Here is a 20,504-nt window from a genome sequence, read left to right as displayed (position 1 = left end):
TGATCATTTTATTAGAACCATTTAAGTATTTCACCGGCAATTAACTGATGTCCCTTTTCATTGGGATGGTTTACCCAGCCCATATAAGGTTTTAATCCATCGGGTGTTCCCGCTTTATCCCGGAACGCACCAAAACTATCAGCCACACCAACAGCATACTTTGCAGAAACCGACTTGATCTGATCCGAAAATTGTTCCAGCGCGTTGTTACGCTCCAAAATATTTATCCGTTGATCTGGCGAGGGGGTTAACAGGATTACCTTTATATTTTGCTTCAGCGCCTCTTCCACCATCTTCCCGGTAGCCTCCCTTGCTTTAGCCATACCAATACCCATATCATTCAATGCGTAGTCTATAAAAAGTACATCAGGTTTATAAATCAGCACATCATCTTTAAACCTTTTGGCTCCTGAAACTGAATTTTCACCACCAATTGCAGTAACGATCACATTGATCACCGCATACGGATAAATAGCTTTTAGTTCTTTAAGCAACAAATACGGATAAGCGCCCAGCGTATTCACAAACGGGGTGTTTGTATAACCGGAAGGGACAGAATGTCCATGAAAGACCAGGTTGATGCTGCGGTTATCCGGCCACTGTTTTACCAGCTTATCTTTTATGGGTTTTAAATAATCTGCCTGCTTAACCTGGGCAGTGCAGAGGTATGAGCCGAATAGCAATGCCGATATAGTAATGGCAATTGAACGGTAAAGATATTGTACAGGCAGCATCTTGATCTGGTTAGTAAAGCGTGGAAATCAGCAAACACAAATTTAAAAGGCCTTTCTTATATTCATTTATATAATCTGATTAATAAACTGTCCTTTTTGATAGTTGGCATTTATTTTATCCTCCTGCCGGATAGCAATTCATCCATCTGACTTTCGTTATATTGTACATGAAAAAGTATCACATGTATACTGCTGACAAACCAAACTTAGTTAAAATTGTTATAAATTGCCGGTGTTAGCCTGCACGATAAATACACCCAAATGAAATTTAATCCATTAGCCTTAATTATAAACCTGTTAATCACCTTATCGATAGGTGCCGGCGGCGCATTTTTAACTGCCCAGTCTGTTAAAACATGGTATCCGTACATTAACAAACCTTCTTTTAACCCGCCTAACTGGGTATTCGGTCCAATGTGGACATTACTATACATCTTAATGGCGATTTCTGCTTACCTGGTTTGGCAAAAAAGAAAACAGATTGAACACCTGCCGCGTACCATGGCTATTTATTTCATTCAGTTGGTTTTAAACCTGTTTTGGTCATTTTTATTCTTCTATTCTCATTTACTCGGAGCTGCGTTTTACGAAATCTGTGCGTTATTAATTGCGATCATTGTGAACGCGCGGGTTTTCTATAAAATAGACAAGACAGCCGGCCTGCTGTATATTCCATATATATTATGGGTTAGTTTTGCCACGCTGCTTACCTATAACATTTTTAAATTAAACTGACAGCTTTACAGATGGAAAGTCCTATTTTTAGGATGTGATAGCTTTAAAGAAACTCCTTACAGTGATCCTCCTTTTTTGTGCAGTTTCTTCATTTGCTCAAAAGGTAGGTGTGGTATTGAGTGGAGGTGGCGCCAAGGGACTGGCGCATATCGGGATTTTAAAGGCGCTTGAAGAGAACAACATCCCTATAGACTACATTACCGGCACCTCCATGGGCGGCATCGTTGGGGCCATGTATGCGGCAGGTTACTCCCCTGCTCAGATTGAAAAGATTGCGTTAAGCAGCGATTTTCAGGACTGGGTAAGCGGAAGGTACACCAGCGATTACAGCTTTTTCTTTCAAAAGAAAAGTACCAATCCTTCAGTACTTACTGCTAAACTCTCGGTAGACAGCAACTTAAGGCTAAATTTCAGATCCAACCTGGTTAATGACATTCCGTTAAACTTTGCGCTATTAGAGCTTTTTTCACAGGCATCTGCCCTGTCTAAAGATAACTTTGACAATTTATTTGTGCCTTACCGCTGTATGGTATCCGACGTGTTTTCTCAAACCAGCATTACCGTAAGTAAAGGCAGTCTGGCAGAAGCCGTAAGGGGAACAATGACCGTCCCGCTGATTTACAGGCCCATAAAACTGGATGATAAATACGTATTTGATGGTGGATTGTACAACAATTTCCCGGCAGATGTGATGAAGAAGAACTTTAATCCAGACATCATCATCGGATCCAATGTATCGGCTAAGATCTTTAATGAGTATCCAAAGAGTAACGACGAGCGCCTTATGAACCGTCTAATGGTGTGGATGTTCCTGTCAAAATCAGACTCTACCCTGATTGGTGAAAATGGATTTTACATCCAACCCGATCTAACCGGCTATTCAGTAAGTAACTTTAACCCGGTTGAGGCTTTAATTAAACAAGGCTATGAAGCCACCATGGCTGAGATGCCTTCCATTAAATTGCGAATAAAAAAACGGGTAAGCGATAAAGAGCTGGCCATTAAAAGAAATAATTTCAATATTAAAAAACCCAACCTGGTCTTTAGCGGGGTTACGGTAACCGGGGTAAATGCGCAGCAAAAACGTTATATAGAAAGGCTATTTAAAAAAGATCAGCCCACCTTTAACCTGGATGATATTAAGCAGGGCTACTATAAGCTCGTTGCAGATGAAACGTTTGAAACCATCTATCCAAAGATCTCTTACAATGCGATTTCTGACAGCTATAATTTTGAGATCGTTGCCAAGCCGCAAAAGAGCTTCAAAATAGATTTTGGCGGCAACATATCCAGCCGACCGATCAGCAATGTATTTTTAGGACTCCAATACAATTACCTGGACCGTAAGTCGTATACATTTGGCACCAATGTCTATTCTGGCCGCTTTTATGAATCCATCCAGCTGAGTGGCCGTATTGATTACCCATCCAGGCTCCCGCTCTTCCTGGCTACAGAAATGACTTATAATCACTTTGACTATTACAATACCAGTTCCATTTTCTTGGAAAATCCGAACCCCATTTATATTGAGCAGGCCGACCGGAAGATTGATCTGAGGATCGGCTTTCCATTAAACAGGAATACACGGATCATTATAAGCACTGCCTTTATCAATAACAACGACAGGTATAGTCCGAACAATTCATTTTCTATCGGAGAAACCCTGGACAAAACCATATTCAACGGTTCCCGGTCTACCTTCGCTTTTGAACAAAATACCTTAAACCGCAAGCAATACGCCAATCGCGGCCGTGATTTTCTATTGAGCTTCAACTATATCACCGGTCGGGAAAGTTATACACCAGGAAACATCACAGGTGAAACGTTCGCTGCCGTCAGCAAAACAGTGGTAAATAAACAGTTCAGGCAATGGATCAACCTGAAGATTAGCGATGAGAACTACTTTTTCAAAAAGCGCAAGTACGCATTGGGTTATTTGGCGGAAGGTGTTTTTTCTAACCAGCCCTTATTTTCCAATTACTATTCTACCTTAATTGCTGCACCAGCATTTTATCCGCTTCAGGACAGCAGGTCTTTATTTTTAGAGAATTTCAGGGCCACCAGTTACCTGGCGGGAGGTATAAAAAATGTGTATAACATTAAAAGGAACTTAGAGATCCGGCTGGAAGGATATGTGTTCTTACCCTATGAAAAGTTTGAAAAGATGGGTTTCCAGGGCATAAACCGAATGAAGGCTTTTACAAAGTGGCAATATGCGGCTACAACCGGACTGGTTTACCATACTCCCGTTGGTCCAATAAGCCTGAGTTATAATATATACGATGATCCGATAAAAAGAAACGGCGTTTTACTACATTTGGGATATCTAATTTATAATAAAAGATCAATAGAATGAGACAACTATTTTATGTACTGCTTTTACTTTTACTAACTACAGGTTCTGTTTTTGCACAAAATGCAGACATCAACAACTTTATGGTTAAGGAAAGTCTGCTTAAAAACAGTAAAATGGCCATCATCGCTACAGATTCATTAGATAACCCCATTGAAAAAATTAACGGGATCTACACCTTCACCGTCAGCGGCTTTACCCAATCTATTAAATTTAATGATGGTGTTGCGGTTTTACCGCTCCAGCTGGAACGTTCCGCATTTGTATACATCAAACACCAGAATGATAAAGGTACACACAGCAAACTGCTGTATGTTTATAAAAAAGATGGAACATTAACACCTTATGTGATCAATAGTTTCTGGCTGATCTTATTCCCGGCCATCATTATTTTTCTGGCCTTCGCGTTTAGAAAGTTTATCTATGCGGCAGTGATCATCCTGCTGATCTTTATCTATTTTAACCACAGCAGCGGCCTAAACCTAAGCACATTTTTCGAAACAATATTCGACGGGTTAAAAAAGATATTTTAAGGTTTTAGAATGGCATTCCTATTCCGAAGTTGTACTGCACAAAGCGGTATCTTTCCGGAGTATGCAGCGCATCATAAGCACTTCTGAATTCTTTTCCGCCGTTAAGGAATTTGTTGATCACCCATTGATTGGAACCTGTAAACTGCGGATCCTTCAGCTTTAGACCCACATCAAACCGGAATACAAAATACTGTACGTCGTATCTGAAACCTACACCCGTACCCAGCGCAATTTGTTTGCCCAGCTTATTAAGCTTAAAGTAGGTTTCTTCAAAATCGTTCCCTTTAGATACATTCCAAACGTTACCGGCATCTAAAAACACAGCACCCTTTAACTTAGCCCCAAAAAACTTGTTGAGCAGCTTGTACCTGTATTCCAAATTGGCTTCAATGTGCATCTCTCCCAACTGGTCAATTCCATAGATGGCATTACGGACAGCCTCTTCCGGAAATCTAACAGCCCTGTCGTAATTACCCGGACCAAGGGTTCTCGCCTGCCAGGCCCTAACCCCGCTTGAACCACCGGCAAAGAACAACTTCTCGAACGGGATAGAGTTGGAATTACCATACGCGTAACCCACACCACCATTAAACCGGGCTACAAATTGTTTATCACCTCCAAGGCCTTTGTACCAGCGCACATCAATCTCCGGACGGATATATTGGTTAAAAGGAAGTCCTAAGATCTCCGCATAATCTCCTTCATCCACATTGTGCTTATTTCCTATAAGCCTGGTAACGCCCTGCAGCAGGTTACCTGCCATGTCCATGTTCCCCCTAAAATAGATGAAATCACCATTGGTAAGCAGCTTATCGGCATTCAATGAATAGGTATATTTAATTCCAAGTGTAACGTCTTTCCTGTCAAGCAGCGTCAGGTTATACAGGTTATTCAGCAAGTTAGTCGCATTATTGGGGTCGCCCTGATCAAACAGCAATCCACCAAACCGATATTCAAAATTCAACGGGGTTAAGGAATGGTACTTCGACTTGGATTCTACAAACTCATAAGTAACTGATGTAAGTAGTACCTGGCGTTTAAAAACATCCTTCTGCAACGCATAAACATAGCTGGACGAGAATATGGTATGCGGCATACCACCTCTTCTGCTTGGGCTGGCTTTGATCAGCGGAAGCATCAGCCTGGGTACACTCAAATTGGTACTTATTGAAAAATCGCGCTGGTAGATATCACTAAACAGGTTGTTCCCCTGACCAATTCTGGATTGCAGACCACCTTTAACCTGAAATTCGAACCGCTCAGCCCCTCTGAACAAGTTGTTATTGGTGTAGGTGTTACTTAAGGTAAAGCCGATGGTACCCGCATTAAAAGGCACCTCTCCTTCAACCCGGTTGCTCATGATCTTTTGAGGGATCAGCTGAATAATTGGAAGAACCGTATTTGAACTGTCTTTAGCTTTATCGTAATCGATCTTCACGTTCTTGAATACATTCAGCTCGTACATCCGGTCGTACGTCAGGTTCTCGTTCCGGATGTCATAGCGTGTAGAATCCTGTAAGAAATTATAACGGACAATCGGGTTTCTCCTAAACTTTTTAGAAAGATCGGTATATCTTAAGCCCCGGAAAACCCTGGGGTTCATGGCAATGGAATCCGGAAAACCATCTGCATTTGGGGCAATGATCACGTTCGCCTCACCAATGGTATACACATCATGCTTTGATTTGTCTGCCGGATTATCGATAAACAGCACCACATTTGCCTTGCTGGCATTGAGGTTCGAATCTACAGAGTATTTGACATAGGGCCTGGCAAAATCAAAATAACCATTCTGCTTCATCAGGGTATAGATCTGATCGCGTTCATAAGCTAATGAATCATCATCATACCTCATACCTTCTTTAAAATGACTAAAAACAGCCTTATTCTTCAGGTATATCTCCTGCACAGCAGGATCAGCAATATCATATTTAATTTTGTTAACGGTAAAAGAAGGACCCTGATCGGCCTTGAAAGAAACTTTTGCCTTTTGGTTCTTAATTTCTATAGCCGACTTCACTTTCGCTTTAAAATATCCTTTACTGATCAGGAACTTCTCAATCTGCTCACGCGATATTTCTACCAGTGCACTATCCAATATTGGAGGCGGTGTTCCAAGCGGTTTGATGTCAGATGTTTTATACCTGCCATTCTTGGTATTGAAGATATTATAAATGAATACATTGATACCCAGGCCGGAAGTTGGACGGATATCTTTCTGGATATAGTTTAAAGATTCTTCTTCAAAAGCCTTATCAATGCTGTCAATCTGAACATCCCTCACGATGGATTGATAGTCTGCAATGTATTTGGTTGATGAACATGCTGTAACAAAAACAATAATAAATAGTAATATTGCAAGGAATAGGAAATTGCTTTTATAATTATAGTATGCTTTCAAAGTCTCAGATAAGTTATATAAAATCGTTACATCAAAAAAAGTACCGCAAAGAAAATGGGATATTCATTATTGAAGGTATAAAATCTATTGCAGAATTTATTCAATCATCTTACCAGGTTCACAGTATTTATTACCTGGTTCAATATCAGTCTCTGCTGCCCAACTTGCCTGCAAATATAAAGTTATTTGAAGTAAACAACGCTGAACTGGATAAGATTAGTACTTTACAGACTCCACAAGGAATTTTAGCATTGGTACACATTCCTGAAAACCCTGTTTTAAGCATCAAAGACCTAAAAAATTCATTTACACTGATATTGGATGGCGTTCAGGATCCGGGAAACCTGGGTACCATTATCCGTACGGCAGACTGGTTTGGCTTTAAGCAGGTAATCTGCTCCAATACAACTGTAGAGGTATACAATCCAAAAACCGTACAGGCAACAATGGGTTCGCTGAGCAGGGTTAAGATCCATTACCTCGACCTTCCTTCAGTTTTAAAAGAATTTAAACTGCCTGTTTTCGGTGCCGTTCTAAACGGTAAGAACATTTACGAGACGGATTGGGGCACCGAAGGATTGGTGATATTGGGCAATGAAGGTCAGGGAATCAGTGCTGAAATACTGGAACTTATTGATAATCCGGTAACAATTCCACGCGTTGGAGAAGCTGAATCACTTAATGTTGCGGTTTCTGCAGCCATATTTTGTTCAGATATAAGCAGAAATTTAACGAAATAAATTGCATACTAACATATAATTACTATTTTTGCAGCCTGAATTTTATCAGGGTCGAGTGGCCGAGTGGCTAGGCAGAGGTCTGCAAAACCTCGTACAGCGGTTCGAATCCGCTCTCGACCTCCAGATTTTATATTAAATAAAAAAAGATTGACATGGCAGTTACCAGACTAAAAAGAAAAGACAGAAGAAATAAAACTTTCGCAAAGTTAGATGTGAAAAACTTGAAATTAGCTACTAACATCGAATTGGGTAGCCGTTCACAACAATCTACTAAAGATCAGTTGGCTAAAAACAACGCGGTCTTAGATCAACTTACAAAAGGATAGTTAATTCTTCAAACGAGACAAAAAAGAGGATGCTGAACAGCATTCTCTTTTTTTATGCACTTAATTTTGGAAGTGATCAGCCAGGATATAGCTACATCAGGATAGAACACATTACACCATAGCAGGAATTACCCGTCAGTTAAAGGAATATTAGCGATCTATTGCCGGTGGTTTAGCGGTCTATTAATGGTCTTAGACCACTATGCCTGCGCCAATTCATTGGAGACAGAACACGAAGTAATCTCGTTATAGTTAAACACAGCACGGACTATTACACTTCCACTAAAGCCTGGAAGATAGTCCCGCTGTAGATAACGGTTACAACCACGTTATATTCCGGTTATAAACAGGCTATCTTAGTAGGTAATAACTGGGCATCTAATAGGCATTAACAGGGGGTTGAAGGGCCTGCAGTTTTATCAACACTTTAATTAACCTTTAAATTGACCTGCATATATAACCCGGATCTAACTGCTTTCTGACCTGATTATAACCGGTTTTGTGCAAGGCTTCTTAAACCCGGCTAAACCAGTGCCTTACAGATTCGTTTTACCAGACCCGGACCTTCGTAAATGAAACCGGTATATAGCTGAACCAAAGACGCACCAGCTTCCAGTTTATCCTTCGCATCCTGTGGAGAATGAATCCCGCCTACACCGATGATCGGAAAGGCTTTATTCGATTTATCTGACAAATAACGGATCACTTCGGTAGCGCGGAGCGTTAAAGGCTTGCCACTTAATCCGCCAGCTTCATTTGCTATTTTATCAGGTGTATGCAAGCCAGTTCTGTCAATCGTCGTATTGGTAGCAATCACACCGGCAATCTTTGTTTCTAAAACAATTTCCACGATATCATCCAGTTGCTCATTGGTCAGATCCGGGGCGATCTTTAAAAGAATAGGCCGGGATCTGTCATGCTTAAGGTTCCGTTGCTGTAAAGTGTTCAATAAATTCATAAGCGGCTCCTTTTCCTGAAGTTCTCTTAAACCCGGAGTATTTGGAGAACTTACATTGACCACAAAGTAGTCTACCACATCAAAAAGACGATCAAAACATTTGATGTAATCGTTAACCGCATCTTCATTGGGCGTACTCTTGTTCTTTCCAATGTTTCCGCCAATTACGATATCGGTATTTTTGGCTTTCAGTAAGCGCAAACGTTCAGCAAGGGTATCTACACCTTTATTGTTAAAGCCCATGCGGTTAATGATGGCTTCGTCTTCTTCCAGCCTGAACATCCGGGGCTTATCATTGCCCGGCTGCGGCAATGGCGTTACTGTACCTACTTCAATAAAACCAAAGCCAAGATCGCTCAATGCTTCAATGTATTCGCCGTTCTTATCAAAACCCGCAGCAAGACCAACAGGGTTTCTAAACTTAATTCCAAAAACCTCACGTTCCAGTCCTTTGATATTAATATCAAAACTGCTGCGCAGGATGGTCTGTCCCAATGGAAAATGATCATGAAACCAGTCCAGACGTTTTACAACGAAATGGTGGACTTTTTCAGGGTCAAATTTAAAAAAGAGAGGCTTGATTAAGCTATACATGCAACGAAGATAGGAACGTTTTTATGGATCACAAAGCGCAACGATCAGGTTTTAATATAAAATTTAAGAACGAGCCTAATAATGTGCCATAAATGCACTTTTGTTTGTATTTTTGCAGCCACATGATTTCGATAAACGACTTAACATTCCTAATAGGCTCAAGGGCATTATATGACGAGGCAAACTGGCACATTAAACCAGGCGACAGGGTTGGACTAATTGGTGCCAACGGAACCGGCAAATCCACCTTATTAAAAATAATTGTTGGAGAATATGGCCCTTCTTCAGGAACGATCTCTATGTCTAAAGACTTAAAAATCGGTTACCTGAACCAGGATCTTCTTTCTTATGACTCCCATCACAGCATTCTGCATGTGGCCATGGAAGCATTTGAGCGCCAGAACCAGCTGCATGATGAGATCGAAGAGTTGTTAAAAAAGATCGAAACAGACTATTCTGAAGAAGTTTTAAATAAGCTTAGCGATAAGCAGCAGGAGTTTGAAGCCCTGGATGGATACAGCATTGAATACCGTGCAAACGAGATCCTTGCTGGTCTTGGTTTCAGCACAGATGATCAGCACAGACCCTTAAATACCTTTTCAGGAGGATGGCGGATGCGTGTAATGCTTGCCAAGATCCTGTTGCAAACTCCAGATATCCTGCTACTTGATGAGCCTACCAACCACATGGATTTACCGTCCATCAAGTGGCTAGAGACCTACCTTGGTACTTTTGAAGGTGCCATTGTCATTGTTTCTCACGATAGGTATTTCCTGGATAAAGTGGTGAATAAAATTGTAGAATCCAGGAAAGGGAAGCTAACCCCATATTCCGGTAACTATAGCTTCTACCTGGAAGAAAAATCACTGAGAGGTGAAATCCAGAAAGGCGAATTTAAAAATCAACAGGCTAAGATTAAGCAGGAAGAGCGTTTAATTGAACGTTTCAGGGCCAAAGCTTCTAAAGCTAAAATGGCGCAATCCAGAATGAAAGCCCTTGATAAAATGGAACGTGTAGAAGATGTAGATGATGATAACCCAACGGTAAACTTCCAGTTTAAGTTCTCTAAACCTTCCGGCAGACACGTAATCCGTATTGAAGGAGCCTCTAAAAGCTATCCCAATATAGAGATTCTTGAAAATGCAGAAGGCGTCATTGAAAAAGGTGATAAAATTGCATTGATTGGTGCCAATGGTAAGGGTAAGTCTACCCTGCTTCGCATGATCGCCGGCGCTGAAGGCTTTGACGGCACATGTGAGACTGGCCATAACGTAACCACTACCTTTTTTGCACAGCACCAGCTGGAGTCCCTTCACCTGGAGAATACCATTTTAGAAGAACTGCAGGCATTTGCACCTAAACATACAGATACCGAACTTCGCGGAATCTTAGGATGTTTCCTGTTTACCGGTGATGATGTATTTAAAAAGATCCGTGTACTTTCAGGAGGAGAGAAATCAAGGGTTGCCCTGGCAAAATCCCTAACTACCGATTCCAACTTCCTGATCCTGGATGAGCCTACCAATCACCTGGACATACAATCTGTAAACATCCTGATCCAGGCATTAACGCAATACGAAGGTACTTTCATTGCCGTTTCTCACGATAGGTACTTCCTGGATAATGTAGCCAACAAGATCTGGTTCATTGAAGATAAAGACATTAAACAGTATCCGGGTACTTACGCGGAATATGAAGAATGGAACAGCAAAAGACCTCCAGGAAAGCCAACCAGCATTCCGGTAAGACCAGATAAAGAAGTTAAAAAAGTAATTGAAGATAAGCCAGCTACACCCAATTCACAGCAGCAATTGAAAAAGCTGAACGATCAGTTGAAAAAGATCGAAGCTGAAATTGTAACCTTTGAAGAAAATGTAAAAACCATTGAAGGGCAGATTGCAGATGAAACCATTTACTCAAACGCAGCTAAACTGGCAGAGGCGAATAAGAAATACCTGAGCGCTAAACACGATCTGGATACAGCCCAAAATACCTGGGAAGATCTGGCTTCGGAAATCATGGAACTGGAAGGAAAATGATCAGGTTGTTAAGGGTTTTCTTTTTAATGGTACTCAGTACACAAATTGCTGTCGCACAAGGGCAGCAATTTGTGTATGAAAACAAAGTATACCAGCCGCAGATCAGAACAGTGCAATGCTACAATGCGCAAAAAGAACAGTCCTTACCTATCCTCACGTTAAAATCCAATGAACAGCTTGTATTTTCATTTGATGATTTGAATGGCAGCAGCAAAAACTACTCTTATACGATAGAACACTGCACTTCCGATTGGAAGCCATCCCGGTTATCACCGCTGGATTACCTGGATGGTTTATCTGAAGACCGCATCAGCGACTATAAATTTTCATTCGGTACCATTCAAAAATATACACACTACCGGCTCACACTGCCTAACAGCCAGATTAAACCTAAGATCTCCGGAAATTACCTGTTAAAGGTATATGAAGAAGGGAATGCACAAAAGCCAGTGGTATCTCAGCGGTTTTATATCGTAGACAACCAGGCCAGCATTGGTGTTGATATCGTTCCAAGTTCACAGGTTTCCCTGCGTTTCAGTAACCAGAAGATCAATTTTACTGTTGTACATCAATCTCCAATACAAAATCCATATACAGACCTTAAGGTGATTGTGATGCAGAATGGTGATCCTTTAACCGCCATCACCAATACCAAGCCTGCTTTTATACGTCCGGGATCGATCTTATACAACGAACTAAACAGCAATGACTTTCCGGCGGGGAATGAGTTCAGAAAATTTGATATCCGCAGCTTGCGCTACAAAGGGGCAAATGTTCAGGATATCCTTAAAGACAGCACAACCAATGTAATCCTGTTTCAGGATGTAAATACCAATAAAGCCAAGTATACCAACCTGGTTGATGAGGATGGTAATTTCTTTATCCGGAACCAGGAAGGCCGTGATAACGACACCGATGGCGATTATGTTGGCGTATCGTTTACCTTAAACGCAACCCAGCCCAGTGCCAATGGCGATGCTTACATCATTGGGCGCTTTAACAATTTCCAGCTAAATGAAGCCAGTAAACTTAATTATGATGCTTCCCGCAAACGTTTTTATGGAAACATCCTGCTAAAGCAGGGCTTGTACGACTATAAATACGTTTGGCTTGATAAAACAAGCGGCAAAGCCGATCAAACTGTTTTTGAAGGTTCTTATTTTGAAACCGGAAATACCTACCAGGTCTATGCCTATTATAAAAGACCGGGCAGCCGTTTTGAAGAGCTGATTGGTTTTACGAGCATCAGTAACCTTAAACGCTAATCGGGTTTAACGATCCATACAGAAGCACTTTTGGCTTCACATTTAAACTCAGCCCATCCATTTTCATCTGCAACAACCTCGTGGTCACACTTACCCATGGCGTCAATAAATGTCTTCCCTGCATTTCTTTTACCTGTTTCCATTTCCTTATATCCCTCTTCCCCATTGCTCAGCAGCACTGCAATTCCAGAACCTGGCTGTTCATCGGTTCCCTCTCTAGTCCACCCAATACAATTGGCATGGTTCAAATAATCGCGCTGTATTCCGTAAGATAATTCTTTCCGCACTCTGCACAGTTCAGGTAATTCCGGCAAGGAAACCAATTCTACTTCTGTTTCATCCCCTTCTTTGTCTTTATCGGTATAGGTACTGCTGTACAGATCCGGATAAAACAAGCATGGGATACCGCCTTCACGAAGCAGGATCAAGGCATAAGCCAGGGGACGGAACCAATATTCAATGTAAGATTCCAGGGCCTGCAAGGGCTGTGAATCGTGATTGTCTACAAAGGTTACGGCTAACGTAGGGTGACTCTGTACCAGTGTACCGTCAAAGATCTTGCAGAGATCGTAATTTTCATGCTCATGACTTGCCGCATACAGGTTGTGGTGCAGCAGCGAATCAAAAAGCTGCATTCTTCCCTTAGTCATGTCGATATAAACAAGCAGCTCTTCCAGGTTATCAACTACCCAGTTCTCTGCTACAACAAAGAAATCCTTTTTAAAGGTGTTTCTCATATGGTCCAGCCATTCATCCAGAAAGTCACTAGCAATGTGTTTTACTGCATCCAGTCTAAAACCTTCCATACCACAGGTATTATAATACCATTCTCCCCAGCGTTTCAGCTCTTCTCGCACCTCCTGGTTTCTGTAATCAATATCATTGAACATCAGGTAGTCATAGTTGCCGAGTTCATTGGATGGAACGTCTTCCCATGAATCACCATATTCATTCTGGATGGAGAATATACCTTCTTCCTTCAAATCTTCGGCCCAGTCTATTCCGCTAAAGCACCTGTGGTCCCATATAAATTCAGAATACTTTCCTTTTCGGGCCGGGAAAGTAAATTTAGTCCAGGCTTCTATCTCCATCACTTCAGATATAAACTCCATCCTGTTCTCCGGGTCAACCTTTCTCACACTGATCTTTTCCAGCTCATCTCCACCTGCTTTATGGTTAAATACCACGTCTGCAATCGTCCCTATACCTGCCTCTTTAAGTGCTTTTATTGCATTAAGGTACTCATCCTTATTCCCATATCTGGTTTCTTTTGAGTTTTTCTGATCAAATTCACCCAGGTCGTACAGGTCATAACAATCATAACCTGCAGATACGCCACCAGAAGTTCCCTTATATGCCGGGGGCAGCCAGGCCAGGGTTACACCCAGTTCCTGAAGGTGCTTTGCTTCATCTGCTGTTTTGTTCCAAAGTTTTTTTTCATCGTTATAATACCAGTGAAAGTACTGGATCAGGAGTTGATTGATCATGCAGTTAAGTTAGATTGCCTGTATCGGCAGGTCATTAATAACATTAAATTGCACAATTTGTTTATTTTTGCAGGGAATATGAGTATAAAAGTTAAAAATCCTAAGGATTCGCACACCATTATGAATGAATTGGTACTACCAAATGATACCAATACGCTAAACAACTTAATGGGAGGCCGGTTATTGCATTGGATGGATATTGCAGCAGCAATCTCCGCGCAAAAGCACTGTAACAGGATCGTAGTTACCGCATCTGTAGACAATGTTTCCTTTAAGCACCCCATTAAATTAGGTGATGTAATCACGATCGAAGCTGTGGTTACCCGTGCGTTTAATACCTCTGTAGAAGTTCGTTTAGACGTTTGGGCGGAGAACATTCCTTCGGGCAGCCGTGCAAAATCCAACGAGGCCTATTATACTTTTGTGGCTTTAGACCAGGATGGAAAAACGGTTCCTGTACCAGAATTGATACCAGAAACTGTCGAAGAAATTGAGTTATTTGCTGGTGCCTTGAGAAGAAGACAGCTTCGTCTGATCTTAAGCGGTAAAATGAAAGCCGACGATGCCAAAGAATTAAAGGCATTGTTTTTTAAAGAATAACTGCTGATGCGGTTATAAAATAAAAGGAGAACATGACAACCTATACCACACTGATCATTTTAAGCGGATTGGTCATTTTTTCTTATTTATTTGATTTGGTTGCCAGTAAAACGAAGCTGCCCGCTGTGCTTCTGCTTTTACTTTTAGGTATTGGTCTGCGTGTACTCGTTGATAACCTGAAGATCCACACGTTTGATTTTTTAAAAATCCTGCCCACACTGGGAACAGTAGGTTTAATCCTGATCGTATTTGAGGGTTCGCTGGAATTAAAATATGAACGGGAAAAGAATAAGCTCATCAAAGGGGCATTCTTTTCTGCCCTGTTCATCCTTATAGCCAGTGTATCCGTCATTACCTTTATCATTTATAAGATTACCGGACAGAGTTTCTATACTTGTTTTACCAATGCCATTCCATTCAGTGTGGTGAGTTCTGCAATTGCGATCCCCTCGGCTGCTGCGTTGGTAAAGAAAAGTAGGGAGTTCATTATTTATGAATCTTCATTTTCTGATATATTAGGGATCATCCTATTTAATTTCGCAATATCCAATCCGCACATCAGCGCATCCTCCTTTGCCGGGCTGGGCTTAAACACATTATTGATCGTTATACTTTCTGCGGTTTCCTGTATTGTACTGCTGTATATTATGGGCAAGATCTCGCACCACATTAAGTTCTTCCTGATCATTTCTATCCTGATCCTGGTCTATGCCATTGGCCAGTCTTACCACTTATCGTCGCTGGTGTTGGTGCTTGCATTTGGCTTGTTCCTAAACAATGCCGATGCAATACAGCATGCCTGGTTTAGAAGTATCTTTATTTATAAGAACTTATCCAATGACTTAACCCAGCTGTATCAGCTTTCTGCAGAAAGTGCATTTATTATCCGCACGTTCTTCTTTGTGATCTTTGGTTTTACAATGAATATTTATACGCTGAATGATCAGGTAGTTATTGCAAACGGACTCATTATCCTCGCTGCTATATTTATCATCAGGTTCTTATACCTGAAATTATTTAGAAAGGAGAATAGCGGACAGGAAGCATTTATTGCTCCCCGCGGACTGATCAGCATCCTGCTGTATTTTAACCTGCCAGCGTCTCTTAAAATACCAGAGGTTGGCACATCTTTCCTGTTCCTTGTCGTACTCGGTTCCAGTCTGGTTATGAGCATTGGTTTACTGGCCACAAAAAAATCAAAGACTAAGCCTGAAGGTTTAGTATAGAAATTTAATTGATGAAGAACGTTGGTTAACTTCCCATTTCGAGTACCTTATCGAACTCTTCTGCTTTTAATGGCATTACGGATAAGCGGCCTTGTCTAACCAAAGAGATATCTTTCAGGCCTTCTTCAGCTTTGATCTGTTCAAGGCTTACCGGGTTTTTTAAAGATTCTACGGGAGCAAGATCAACCACTACCCAATTGGCATCGTCGGTAGTTGGATCCTGGTAAAATTCTTTGACCACTTTAGCTATCCCCACTACATTCTTACCTTCGTTACTGTGGTAAAACAAGACCAGATCACCTTCTTTCATAGCTTTCAGGTTGTTGCGTGCCTGGTAATTGCGTACGCCATCCCAGAAGGTTCTTCCATCCTGATTGAATTTTTCCCAGCTGTATTTAAAAGGTTCTGATTTGACTAGCCAATGATTCATTTGTTTTCTTTGTTTTGATGGCCAAAGCTAACAAGATTTTTATTCAGATCAGTCTATGAAATGACACCATTTTGAAGTTTTCAAAAGGTAAGTCCCTTCGATTAAATCAATGCCGGAAAGTCTATAAAAAAAGTTGTTCCTTTTCCTACATAGCTTTCCAACCAAATATGCCCCTTATTTACCCGAACAAATTCTTTGGTCAACATTAGTCCAAGTCCTGTCCCTTTCTCACCACTGGTACCGAAGCTACTCTCCATGTGATTTCCTGATATCAGAAAGTGCTTCTTTTTTTCATCTGGAATACCAACCCCATGATCGGCTATCTTAACAACGACAAATTTTCCTTTCAGTTCCAAATCAATTTCAATAGTACTATCCAGATGTGAAAACTTAATGGCATTACTCAAGATATTACGAATGATAAGACTAAAGTGATCCGGGTCTGCAATAGCGGTTAAATGATCTGAAGCACTTACCTTCAGTAATATATTTTTCTGCGTGGCTTGTCCTTCCAGGGTAGCGATCGCTTTGTTAATCACCAATAGTGGATCAAACTCAGTTATATGGGTTTCTGCGCCATTTAATTGTGTTGATGCCCAACTTAAAAGCGCGTTGAGTGTCTCATTAAATGATTGGCTCTGCTTTTTTAAAAGAACTATAATTTCCTGCTCTTCATTTTCGTTGAGCATGCCGGTACCCAACATATCCAGTGCCACCATAATTCCCCCTGCTGGCCCTCTCAAATCATGTCCAATCACAGAAAATAATTTATCCTTTATTTTATTGGAGCTCTGAAGTGCTTTATTTAGTCTACTGGTCCGTATATAATAAAAGGCAAGTACTAAAGCTGTAAGCATGATAAAAGCAATCACCGTTAATAGCATATACCGCTCCAGTCTTCGCTCTTCTACATCTTTAACATGCCTGATAGAATCTTCTTTATTTTTTGTGAAAACCCGTACCAGAAGGGCCTGATGTGCTTCAAGTGCAGATAGTGCTTCGCGATAGTTTCGCTGTTGCTTATAGATTCCTGCTATTGCAAAATAGATATTGGCTTTTAATTCATGACGGTTCAATCCTTCTGCAATCCTAAGCGCATTTTGAAGATGTTTAAGGCTCTCATCCGCATCATCATTTTTCAATAGCCGGGCAATTTCTACGAGTGATCTGGCCTCTTGCTCCTGTAAACCAAAGATCCTGGATTTCATCAGGGCTTTCTTATGAAGATCCATAGCGGCATCGCTGTCACCTTTGGATTCTTGATGCAGAGCCAAATTCCTGAGCTGTTTAATCTGCTGAACCTGGGGAGTATCAATCTGAACAGGTTGCTCTTTAGCGCTACAGCCTATTGTAATTATTCCAGCAAACAGCCATAAAAATAAAAACTTAAGCTTAAACATAGAACCTTTCCATTAATATATCGATTGATGTAAGGTAAGGTTATTTTACTTAATCTTAACCGTTTGTGGTTCTGCTTTTCCATTGTGACAGCTAACACAAGAAATATTCACGAGCATTCCTTCTTTATCCTTTTCATGAAAATATTTCTTGTTGATCTTATTTGTCATACGCATCATATCTCTGGCAACTTCTTTCTTAGGGTTTTCATCACTTGCAAAGTCCATCTTTCTAGGATTATCTTTTGCTGAAGCATGGCAATAATTGCACCTTACACCCAATGCAACTTTAAATCCATCCATAACTTTATCTAGTTCTTCTTTACTGGTATTTTTAGGCAGCACTTTAAGATTGGTTGCTTTTTTCTCCTGCTGCTGAGGCATAAATGCACTGAGCGTCACAACTACAGCACAGATTATTGAAAGGGTAATGGTTTTTTTATAGCGCATAACAGATCATTTGTATACCAATATATAGAGATTCAATAAATGGTACAAGTAATGAAGTTATAAGGAATGAATCTTAATAAAAATGCCCCCAGAAGTGTCTAAATTTTTGGGGGCACTGCAATCTTGGTGGCTTCTTATAAAAGAAACCGGTTATACTTTTTTAGCTGTGTGGTCCTTGCCTTTTTTACCACGGCCTTTCATCGCTTTTTTACGGTCTGCTTTTAAATCCTGATATGCTTTAAGCTGGGTATCATTAAGAACCGCACTAATCTTGTGATCGCGATCTTCCAATGCAGCTTTCATCACTGCCTTATCTGGTTTTTCACCTTTTACGTGGTTCGCCTTTGCCTTGTTAAAGCTCTCCAGGTTAATGGCATAAACCTTAGATTTCTGATCTGCGCTAAGCGATAACTTTTTAGTCAATGCCTCAGCAGCATGTTGTGACCGCTGCTCAGGAGTTTTACTTTCTTTTTTTCCTTTGCCTTGTTGTGCAAATGCCATAGTACCCATACTAATGAATAAAATAGCGGTGAAGATTAATTTTCTCATGGTTTCTTTGTTGTTTTGAATGATAGAGTGTCTATCTCATTAGAAGTTTAATGTAGAAATGTTAAGAAGTGTTAAACTTATAATAGGGTGACAATCTAATTTATTAATAAACTCTAATTTAGGATGACCGCCTAACGTTAAATGAAAAAAGGCGTCCAAAATGGACGCCCGATTTCTAATAACACTAAACACATGCTATTGGATTTTTGGTTAGAAAAGTTCGTTATTAAAGCACGTAAAATACTTTAGAGCTTTTAGCTCCGGCACCATATTGCTTTTCTTCAGCTTTAAAGTTCTCCTTTAACATCTGGCAAATGTCGCGCTCAATGGTTTGAGAAATGGCACTCGTTGGTGTATCCGTAGGCTTATTTTCAAACGGATCCTGCAAATGGATCGCCATCTTCTCAATTAAGAAAAAAGAGCAGGCAATTGCCATAACCAATGGGATTTCTATAATCCCAAAAAACTCGATCAGCCCAAATGGTAACAGCATAATAAACAGAATCACAGAAAAATGGATATAGGTGCTGTATGTTGCCGGAAAAACGGTGTTCTTGATCCGCTCACATCCGCCCATTTCATTAGAAAAACGGGTTAACGTTTTATCCATCTCTACCTGCTGATATTCATTGATCCAGCCTAACTTATAGGCATTTCTCAGATCTTCTCCCTGAAGCTCTAATAAAGCCATCGGAACATTAGTGTATCGGCTTACTGCTTCAAGATCTTCCTGACTAAGGTATTTCTCCAATCCATATAAAGGATCCTGCCCCCTTAAATGTCTGCTTAGACTATTGCACCAGGCAATTTGGCGCTTCGCAACCCGGTTGCAGAAAATGCGGGCATCGTCTGCTGCATACGGTGCATCTATAAATGTTAACAATTGCCGTGTAAGCGTTCTTGAATCATTTACAATAGCGCCCCAAAGTGTGCGTGCTTCCCACCAGCGGTCATACGCCTGGTTCGATTTAAATGCCAGCAGCAATGAGATCACCGTACCCAGAATTGTAGGGACAGCAATAGGTATTGAAATTCTGGTAAAGTGGTAGTTGTTATACAATATGGCAATAAGCACTGCGTAAGCAGTTACAATAGAAATCTCTTTCCATATTTTTCCAAATATGTAGGTTACCGGTATATTTTCTTTTAATAGCATAGGATCGTGTTAAAAATATTTTTCAATTAGACTTCAGAGAGCTCTTCTTCATAGCGGTGTACTTTACTAACGGATGCCGCTTTAACCGGGGCCTGTTCTGCTATGGCAACAATCGGCAGCCCGCATTTTTGTACCAGCACCTGTGGATCTATACTGGATTTATTGATCTTACTCAAATAACAGTTGGAAGAATCCAAAACCAGGTTTACCGCGTTGGCTTCCAAAAAGTTTTTGAACATGCTTAAGGTACTGCCATACAGAAATTCAATCTGCAGTCCTTTTACCTGTTTGTTTTGAGCTTTGATCTCGTTACAGCGCTTATAAAATTCGTCGCTTACCTGCTCAAACTCGCGGCTCCGTCTGGATAACATCAGCAGATCACCCATAGAATCAGAAAGTTTAAATACATGTACAAAGATGAAGCGCAGGTCTTCGTTTTTGAACTGATTGCATAAAGACGAAATACAATCTAATGATGAGATATTAAAATCTGTTGGAACTAGAATGGTTTGCATGAGTAATTGTTTAAGG

General features: G+C 40.7%; 19 protein-coding genes and 1 tRNA gene. 10 read left to right on the top strand and 10 right to left on the bottom strand.

Features of this window, described 5'->3' with window-relative positions; all coding sequences use genetic code 11:
• Positions 1-11 precede the first annotated feature (11 nt).
• Positions 12-734 carry an SGNH/GDSL hydrolase family protein gene (locus ATK78_RS19300; protein ID WP_133577770.1) on the bottom strand — a complete coding sequence of 241 codons (723 nt, stop codon included), beginning with the start codon at positions 732-734 and terminating at the stop codon, positions 12-14.
• A gap of 261 nt (positions 735-995) precedes the next feature.
• Here ATK78_RS19300 and ATK78_RS19295 point away from each other — a divergent pair, with 261 nt between their 5' ends.
• The 3 genes from ATK78_RS19295 (at position 996) to ATK78_RS19285 (ending at position 4,355) form a co-directional block, all read left to right on the top strand.
• Entirely contained in the window at positions 996-1,469 is a 474-nt protein-coding gene (locus ATK78_RS19295; protein WP_133577769.1) for a TspO/MBR family protein, read from the top strand.
• 61 nt (positions 1,470-1,530) lie between these two features.
• Entirely contained in the window at positions 1,531-3,825 is a 2,295-nt protein-coding gene (locus ATK78_RS19290; protein WP_133577994.1) for a patatin-like phospholipase family protein, read from the top strand.
• Positions 3,822-4,355 (top strand): hypothetical protein, encoded by a 534-nt coding sequence (locus ATK78_RS19285; protein WP_133577768.1) that lies wholly within the window; start codon positions 3,822-3,824, stop codon positions 4,353-4,355. Before ATK78_RS19290 ends, ATK78_RS19285 begins: the two co-directional genes overlap by 4 nt.
• Before the next feature lie 4 nt (positions 4,356-4,359).
• Here ATK78_RS19285 and tamL read toward each other — a convergent pair whose 3' ends face one another.
• On the bottom strand, positions 4,360-6,756 hold the full coding sequence (gene tamL / locus ATK78_RS19280) for a translocation and assembly module lipoprotein TamL (protein WP_133577767.1): 2,397 nt from the start codon (positions 6,754-6,756) through the stop codon (positions 4,360-4,362).
• Between tamL and ATK78_RS19275 the strand changes: the two genes are divergently transcribed.
• The 3 genes from ATK78_RS19275 to ATK78_RS19265 all read left to right on the top strand — a co-directional run bounded on the left by ATK78_RS19275 (position 6,747) and on the right by ATK78_RS19265 (position 7,822).
• Complete coding sequence (locus ATK78_RS19275; RefSeq protein WP_133577766.1) at positions 6,747-7,496, top strand: TrmH family RNA methyltransferase; 750 nt, start codon at positions 6,747-6,749, stop codon at positions 7,494-7,496. The genes tamL and ATK78_RS19275 overlap by 10 nt on opposite strands.
• Before the next feature lie 49 nt (positions 7,497-7,545).
• A tRNA-Cys gene (locus ATK78_RS19270) sits at positions 7,546-7,619 on the top strand.
• Between the two features lie 29 nt (positions 7,620-7,648).
• Positions 7,649-7,822 carry a spore protein gene (locus ATK78_RS19265; protein ID WP_133577765.1) on the top strand — a complete coding sequence of 58 codons (174 nt, stop codon included), beginning with the start codon at positions 7,649-7,651 and terminating at the stop codon, positions 7,820-7,822.
• A gap of 523 nt (positions 7,823-8,345) precedes the next feature.
• Here ATK78_RS19265 and ATK78_RS19260 read toward each other — a convergent pair.
• Entirely contained in the window at positions 8,346-9,374 is a 1,029-nt protein-coding gene (locus tag ATK78_RS19260; RefSeq protein ID WP_133577764.1) for a quinone-dependent dihydroorotate dehydrogenase, read from the bottom strand.
• Between the two features lie 122 nt (positions 9,375-9,496).
• Between ATK78_RS19260 and ATK78_RS19255 the strand changes: the two genes are divergently transcribed.
• Together ATK78_RS19255 and ATK78_RS19250 are read left to right on the top strand one after the other, a co-directional pair.
• The gene (locus ATK78_RS19255; protein ID WP_133577763.1) at positions 9,497-11,413 is read left to right on the top strand and encodes an ABC-F family ATP-binding cassette domain-containing protein; all 1,917 of its coding nucleotides are present in this window, start codon (positions 9,497-9,499) and stop codon (positions 11,411-11,413) included.
• A complete protein-coding gene (locus ATK78_RS19250; RefSeq protein WP_133577762.1) occupies positions 11,410-12,678 on the top strand; it encodes a type IX secretion system plug protein in 1,269 nt (422 codons plus the stop codon). Before ATK78_RS19255 ends, ATK78_RS19250 begins: the two co-directional genes overlap by 4 nt.
• On the opposite strand, the gene ATK78_RS19245 is transcribed toward ATK78_RS19250, so the two are convergent.
• Positions 12,675-14,165, bottom strand: a complete 1,491-nt coding sequence (locus tag ATK78_RS19245; protein ID WP_208112403.1) for an alpha-amylase — start codon at positions 14,163-14,165, stop codon at positions 12,675-12,677. The genes ATK78_RS19250 and ATK78_RS19245 overlap by 4 nt on opposite strands.
• Positions 14,166-14,243: 78 nt before the next feature.
• Here ATK78_RS19245 and ATK78_RS19240 point away from each other — a divergent pair, with 78 nt between their 5' ends.
• The gene (locus ATK78_RS19240) at positions 14,244-14,765 is read left to right on the top strand and encodes an acyl-CoA thioesterase (protein ID WP_133577761.1); all 522 of its coding nucleotides are present in this window, start codon (positions 14,244-14,246) and stop codon (positions 14,763-14,765) included.
• A 32-nt stretch (positions 14,766-14,797) separates the two neighbouring features.
• On the top strand, positions 14,798-15,991 hold the full coding sequence (locus ATK78_RS19235; RefSeq protein WP_133577760.1) for a cation:proton antiporter: 1,194 nt from the start codon (positions 14,798-14,800) through the stop codon (positions 15,989-15,991).
• A 25-nt stretch (positions 15,992-16,016) separates the two neighbouring features.
• Here the strand turns inward: ATK78_RS19235 and ATK78_RS19230 are convergent, their stop codons facing one another.
• The 6 genes from ATK78_RS19230 to ATK78_RS19205 all read right to left on the bottom strand — a co-directional run bounded on the left by ATK78_RS19230 (position 16,017) and on the right by ATK78_RS19205 (position 20,488).
• On the bottom strand, positions 16,017-16,421 hold the full coding sequence (locus ATK78_RS19230; RefSeq protein WP_133577759.1) for an EVE domain-containing protein: 405 nt from the start codon (positions 16,419-16,421) through the stop codon (positions 16,017-16,019).
• A 101-nt stretch (positions 16,422-16,522) separates the two neighbouring features.
• On the bottom strand, positions 16,523-17,821 hold the full coding sequence (locus ATK78_RS19225) for an ATP-binding protein (RefSeq protein ID WP_133577758.1): 1,299 nt from the start codon (positions 17,819-17,821) through the stop codon (positions 16,523-16,525).
• 45 nt (positions 17,822-17,866) lie between these two features.
• Positions 17,867-18,268 carry a c-type cytochrome gene (locus ATK78_RS19220; RefSeq protein ID WP_133577757.1) on the bottom strand — a complete coding sequence of 134 codons (402 nt, stop codon included), beginning with the start codon at positions 18,266-18,268 and terminating at the stop codon, positions 17,867-17,869.
• 150 nt (positions 18,269-18,418) lie between these two features.
• Complete coding sequence (locus ATK78_RS19215; RefSeq protein WP_133577756.1) at positions 18,419-18,817, bottom strand: hypothetical protein; 399 nt, start codon at positions 18,815-18,817, stop codon at positions 18,419-18,421.
• Between the two features lie 226 nt (positions 18,818-19,043).
• Positions 19,044-19,973 (bottom strand): bestrophin family protein, encoded by a 930-nt coding sequence (locus ATK78_RS19210; protein WP_133577755.1) that lies wholly within the window; start codon positions 19,971-19,973, stop codon positions 19,044-19,046.
• Between the two features lie 26 nt (positions 19,974-19,999).
• On the bottom strand, positions 20,000-20,488 hold the full coding sequence (locus tag ATK78_RS19205) for a hypothetical protein (RefSeq protein ID WP_133577754.1): 489 nt from the start codon (positions 20,486-20,488) through the stop codon (positions 20,000-20,002).
• Between the last annotated feature and the right edge of the window lie 16 nt (positions 20,489-20,504).

This window comes from Pedobacter metabolipauper (genome assembly GCF_004362715.1).
Classification (GTDB): domain Bacteria; phylum Bacteroidota; class Bacteroidia; order Sphingobacteriales; family Sphingobacteriaceae; genus Pedobacter; species Pedobacter metabolipauper.
This window is presented reverse-complemented; position numbering and strand designations above follow the sequence as displayed.